Annotated in this window: 5 protein-coding genes and 1 pseudogene; 4 read left to right on the forward strand and 2 right to left on the reverse strand. The window is 68.1% G+C overall.

Annotation, left to right across the window (positions count from 1 at the left end; genetic code table 11):
- Nucleotides 1-216, reverse strand: a pseudogene (locus ACTHL9_RS02245) (hypothetical protein); the annotation flags it as partial.
- Nucleotides 213-482 carry a PqqD family protein gene (locus tag ACTHL9_RS02250; RefSeq protein WP_440517041.1) on the reverse strand — a complete coding sequence of 90 codons (270 nt, stop codon included), beginning with the start codon at nt 480-482 and terminating at the stop codon, nt 213-215. The gene ACTHL9_RS02250 and the pseudogene ACTHL9_RS02245, both read right to left, overlap by 4 nt.
- 119 nt (nt 483-601) lie before the next feature.
- On the opposite strand from ACTHL9_RS02250, the gene ACTHL9_RS02255 reads away from it, so the two are divergent.
- The 4 genes from ACTHL9_RS02255 to paaK all read left to right on the forward strand — a co-directional run bounded on the left by ACTHL9_RS02255 (nt 602) and on the right by paaK (nt 5,812).
- Nucleotides 602-1,657, forward strand: a complete 1,056-nt coding sequence (locus ACTHL9_RS02255) for an LCP family protein (protein WP_440517043.1) — start codon at nt 602-604, stop codon at nt 1,655-1,657.
- Between the two features lie 22 nt (nt 1,658-1,679).
- On the forward strand, nt 1,680-3,866 hold the full coding sequence (locus tag ACTHL9_RS02260) for a S9 family peptidase (RefSeq protein WP_440517044.1): 2,187 nt from the start codon (nt 1,680-1,682) through the stop codon (nt 3,864-3,866).
- A gap of 84 nt (nt 3,867-3,950) precedes the next feature.
- Complete coding sequence (locus tag ACTHL9_RS02265; protein ID WP_440517046.1) at nt 3,951-4,412, forward strand: hotdog fold thioesterase; 462 nt, start codon at nt 3,951-3,953, stop codon at nt 4,410-4,412.
- Nucleotides 4,413-4,471: 59 nt separating this feature from the next.
- A complete protein-coding gene (paaK, locus tag ACTHL9_RS02270) occupies nt 4,472-5,812 on the forward strand; it encodes a phenylacetate--CoA ligase PaaK (protein ID WP_440517047.1) in 1,341 nt (446 codons plus the stop codon).
- The last annotated feature ends 36 nt before the right edge of the window (nt 5,813-5,848 follow it).

A 5,848-nucleotide genomic window follows, 5' to 3' on the forward strand; every position in this document is an offset into this window, starting at 1 on the left:
AGTGCCGCGCGCGGTGACGACGCGAGCCGAGAAGGGGGCAACGCCGTCGTCCGCGCTCTCGGGCCGGTCTCCGAGAAGCAGGTCCCCGAGGCGTGCGTCGTCGGGAAGGAGGCACCGCGACCACACGCGCCGCAGCTGGTCGCCGACCTCGTCGGTGATGCCAGCGTCGAAGAGGACTGCCACGCGCGCGCCGAGCACCCGAAGGTCCAGCCTCACTCGACTGCCTCCGCGAGGTCCTGCTCGTCGAGCTGGGAGAGGAACGCACGCGCCTGGGCTGCGATGGCGGGATCCTCTCCGTAGATCCGCTGAAGCTCGCCGAGGATCTCGGCTTCGGAACGGGTGCCGTCGACGAGGGACCAGATCACGGCCGCGGAGTCGACGAGAACCACAGGGCGGCGGCGCTCGAGGCTCAAGAGCGCGACTCGCTGGCCGTCGTCGGCGGCGACTTCGGCCAAAAGTGCACTTCTGCGCCAGATTCGCATCATTCCTCCCCCCACCATGTGCCCCGAACAAAGTCTGGCCAACCGTCAGGGCACACTGATACTATCCGCCGCACCCGAGAGGACGAGCCCACCCATGAGAACGAACAGATGAGCATCCCGTGACTGTCGACGAGACCGCCTCGACCCGGAAGACGGCCCGCAGGAAGAGGCCCGTGGGGGCCTTCGTGCTGCTGGGCGCCCTGCTCCTCGTCCTCCTCGCCGGCATCACCGCCGTCGGGTACCTCGCAACCCTCTCCCACAACTTCGACACCAACACGAAGAAGATCACCAACGCGTTTCCGCAGGAGTCCTCGCGTCCCGCCGAGCCGAAGCCCTCAGCCGACGGCAAGACGCCCGTGAACATCCTCCTCGTCGGCTCGGACAGCCGAGGCGCGACCGCGCTCGAGGCGGAGGCGGGTTCCGCCTCGAACCAGCGCTCGGACACCATGATGCTCGTCCACATCCCGGCGGACCGGCAGCACGTCTACGTCATCTCGATCATGCGCGACCTCTGGGTCCCGATTCCGAACCACGGCTCCGCGAAGGTCAACGCGGCCCTCGCGTTCGGCGGTGTCCCGCTCATGGTGCAGACCGTCGAGTCGCTGCTCGGCCAGCGACTGGACCACGTGGTGTTCATGGACTTCGAGGGCTTCAAGGGACTCACCGACGCGGTCGGCGGCGTCACGATCGACGTCAAGGTGCCGTTCACCGCGGGCCAGACCTCGGACATCCACTTCAACGCCGGGCCGCAGACCATGAACGGCGACCAGGCACTGGCGTGCGGCCGCCCGCGCGCCGCGTTAGCGGGCGGCGGCTACCAGCGCGTCCGGGACCAGCAGGCCTACCTCAAGGCGCTCGTCGGCAAGATCGCGACGCCCCAAACCCTGACCAATCCCGTGACCCTCGCCAATGCGGTGAACGGATTCTCGCCGTACCTCACCGTGGACTCCTCGTTCACGTCGGAGAAGGTAGCCGCTCTGGGGCTCGAGCTCACCGGCATCCGGCCGAAGGACATCGTGACGTTCACGCTGCCGACGAGCGGGACCGGCTGGTCCACGGATGGGCAGTCGATCGTGCTCCTCAACCAGGGCGCCACGAGCGCCCTCGCGGACGCCCTCGCGAAGGGGACCATGCCGCAATACGTGGCGGCCAACAACTTGGCCAACGGAAACTAGGCTCCCTCGCTAGGGTGGGTCCATGAGCGAAGCGCCCACCGCCAAGAAGGTACCGAGCCGCCGCGAGCACCATGGCGACGTCTTCGAAGACCCCTACGAGTGGCTCCGGGCCAAAGAGGACCCTGAGGTGGTCGCGCACCTCGAGGCGGAGAACGCGTACACGGAGGCAGTGACCGCGGACCAGCAGCCGCTGCGCGACGCGATCTTCGACGAGATCAAGCGCCGCACTCAGGAGACCGACCTGTCCGTGCCGAGCCGCCTCGACGACTGGTGGTACTACTCGCGCACCATCGAGGGCAAGCAGTACCCCGTGTACTGCCGGGTCGCGGCCTCGGAGGGCGGGGGCTTCGCGGGGGTCGACAGCTGGACCCCGCCAGACGTCGTTCCCGGGGTGCCCGTTCCGGGCGAGCAGGTGCTTCTCGACGGGAACGCCGAGGCGGAGGGAAAGCCCTTCTTCGCGCTCGGCGGTGCGGCCGTGAGCAAGGACGGGAACCTCTACGCCTACTCGGTGGACAACGCGGGCGACGAGACGTTCACCCTTCGCGTGAAGGACCTGCGCACCGGAGAGCATCTCCCCGAGGTCATCGAGAACGTGTTCTACGGCCTCGAGTTCTCCCCTGATGCGCGCCGGCTGTTCTACGTGATGGCGGACGAGTCCTGGCGCCCGTATCAGGTCCGTGTCCACACGCTCGGCACTCCCGTCGAGGAGGATTCGGTGCTCTACGAAGAGCCCGATGTCTCTCAGTGGACGTCGATCGAGCTCTCGTCCGATCGCCGCTGGCTGCTGCTCAGCGTGGGCAACTCGGAGTACAGCGAGACCCGCTGCCTGGATCTTGAAGACGCCAGCGGCCTCGAGGACCCGGCCGCGGGGCTTCAGCTCCTCCTGAGCCGCGACGAGCGGATCCTCCACGCCGCGGAAATCTTCGAGCACGACGGCGAGACCCAGGTCCTGCTCGTCCACAACGACGGCCCGCAGGGCAAGGCGATCAACAGCATGATCTCGACCGCCCCGCTCGCCGAGTTCCGCAAGCCCCTCGGCGAGCAGCGCTGGCGGACGGTGGTGGCGCACGACGACGCCGTCAAGATCGAGGGGGCCGAGGTCACCGCGACCCATCTCATCGTCTCCCTGCGACGGGAGACGATCGAGACGGTGCGCTTCGCACCCCTCTCCGAGGCGCTCGCGGCCAGCCCCGCGCCGTCGTTCGCGGAGCCCGCGTTCGGTGAGGAGCTCTACACGGCTGGTGCCAGCGTGTCCGACTTCCGTGCGCCCGTCGCCCGCCTGCGCTATACCTCGTACTTCACGCCGCCGCGCGTCTACGACTACGTGCTCGCCACGGGCGAGCTGCTGCTGCGCAAGGAGACGCCGGTGCTGGGCGGCTACGACCCGTCCGAGTACGTCGCCGAGCGTGCTTGGGCGACGGCCGACGACGGCACTCGGATTCCGCTGTCCGTGCTGCGGCGGGCGTCGCTCCGGGCAGACGGGACGAATCCCGCGCTCGTCTACGGCTACGGCTCCTACGAGCTCAGCATGGACCCCGGTTTCGCGATCGCGAGGCTGAGCCTCCTGGACCGAGGCATCGTGTTCGTCATCGCGCACATCCGCGGCGGCGGCGAACTCGGCCGGAGGTGGTACGAGGATGGCAAGAAGCTGCACAAGAAGAACACGTTCACCGACTTCATCGCGGCGACGGACTGGGTCGTGGAATCGGGGTGGGCCGACGCCTCGCGCATCGCGTGCATGGGCGGGTCCGCGGGCGGGCTCCTCATCGGCGCCGTGCTCAATCTCGCCCCCGAGAAGTACGCGGCCGCCGTCGCCCAGGTCCCGTTCGTGGACGCGCTCACCACGATCCTCGATCCGGAACTCCCCCTCTCCGCCCTCGAATGGGAGGAATGGGGCAATCCGATGGAGGACGCCGAGGTGTACGCCTACATGAAGTCCTACACCCCGTACGAGAACGTGCGCCCGGCCTCCTACCCCACAGTCGCCGCGATGACGTCGTTCAACGACACGCGAGTGCTGTACGTGGAGCCGGCGAAGTGGGTTCAGAGGCTGCGGGAGGAGTCGACGAGCGGCCGGCCGATCGTACTCAAGATCGAGATGGATGCCGGGCACGGAGGCGCATCGGGGCGCTATGAGGAGTGGAAGGACCGCGCCTGGGCGTACGCGTTCATCGCCGACGCGCTCAAGGCCCGAGAGCCGATCTCCTAGCCCCGAGAACCCCTGTGTGCCTTGACACACGCTCGCGATTGGGATTACCTAATGAACATTCGGTAAAAAATTGCGAGGTAATCCATGAGCGATGTTGCTCCCGCCCACACTCCCGCCCACCCGATCCTCACCGACGACTACGCCACGGAATGGATGGGCCTCGAGGTCCTCTCCCTCGGCGACGGCACGGCGACGGTCGCGACTACGCTCCGGCGGGAGATGCTCAACGGCTTCGGGATCGCCCATGGCGGGATGATCTTCGCGATCGCCGACTCCGCGTTCGCCCTCGCGTGCAACCCGCACACGCCTGACGAGGACCAGGCCGGCACGATCACCGTCGCTGCCGGCGTGGACGTCAACTTCCTCGCCCCCGCGCACGTCGGCGAGCGGATCACCGCCGTCGCCGCCGAGCGCGCCCATTCCGGCCGCAGCGGCCTCTACGACGTCCAGGTGTTCGCCTCGGCCCCGGACAGGGTCGGCGAGGACTCGCCCGGACGCCTGATCGCCGAATTCCGCGGCCGCTCCCGCACCATTCCCAAGCGCTGACATCACAGGCGCCAGCCGTCGTCGTCCTCCCCCAGCCCGCCACCTCCGAAAGCCACGTCATGACCCAGACTGCCCCCGCCCCGCAGACGCCTCAGGCTTCCTTCGGCCCCGCCCTCCTCGACGCCGAGGAGACGATGACCCGGGACCAGATCGAGGCCCTGCAGCTCACCCGCCTCCAAGAGACCCTGGCGTACGCGTACAGCCGTGTTCCGCTCTACCAGCGCAAGTTCGACGACGCCGGCGTGCACCCTAGCGACCTCAAGGAGCTCGCGGACCTCGCGAAGTTCCCGTTCACCACCAAGGAAGACCTCCGCCAGGAGTACCCGTTCGGCATGTTCGCGGTCCCGATGGATCAGGTGGCGCGCATCCACGCGAGCTCAGGCACCACCGGGCGGCCCACCGTCGTCGGCTACACGAAGCAGGACCTCGACACGTGGGCCACCCTCGTGGCCCGCTGCCTCCGCGCCTCGGGCGTGCGCCCGGGGATGAAGGTGCACAACGCGTACGGGTATGGCCTGTTCACGGGCGGCCTCGGCGCCCATGCAGGTGCGGAGAAGCTCGGGGCCACGGTCATTCCGATGTCCGGCGGGCAGACCGAGAAGCAGATCCAGCTCATCGGCGACTTCGAGCCGGACGCCATCCTGTGCACCCCGACGTACCTGCTCACCATCGGCGACGCGATGATCCACAAGGGCCTCGACCCGCGCTCGACGTCCCTCAAGTACGCCGTGCTCGGGGCCGAGCCGTGGACGCAGGAAATGCGGCACGAGCTCGAGGAGATGTTCGGCATCAAGGCGTGCGATATCTACGGCCTCTCCGAGGTCATGGGGCCGGGCGTCGCGGGCGAGTCGGTCGAGACGCAGGACGGGAGCCACATCTGGGAGGATCATTTCCGCCCCGAGATCGTCGATCCGTTCGACCTGACGAAGACGATGGCCGATGGCCAGACCGGTGAGCTCGTGTTCACATCGCTCACCAAGCAGGCCCTGCCGATCATCCGCTACCGCACGAAGGACCTCACGACGCTCCAGGCCGGGACGTCGCGCCCGGGGCACCGCCGCATGGGCCGCATCTCCGGGCGCAGCGACGACATGATCATCCTGCGCGGCGTGAACCTCTTCCCGTCCCAGATCGAGGAGATCGCGCTGCGGATTCCCGAGCTGAGTCCGCACTTCCAGCTGGAGATCACCCGCCCCAACAGGATGGACGAGCTCACCGTGAAGATCGAGCCACGGGAGGGCACGACGGCGGAGCAGCGCGCCGCTGCCGGCGCGATCCTGCGGCAGCAGATCAAGATCCATATCGGGTCGTCGTGCCGGATCGACGTGGTGGAGCCGGGCTCGCTCGAGCGCTCGAACGGCAAGCTCCGCCGCATCTACGACCTCCGCACCAAGAGCTGACGCCCGATTTAGACTGGATCCCATGCCTTCCGCCGC

The organism is Sinomonas sp. (genome assembly GCF_051955515.1).
Taxonomy (GTDB): domain Bacteria; phylum Actinomycetota; class Actinomycetes; order Actinomycetales; family Micrococcaceae; genus Sinomonas.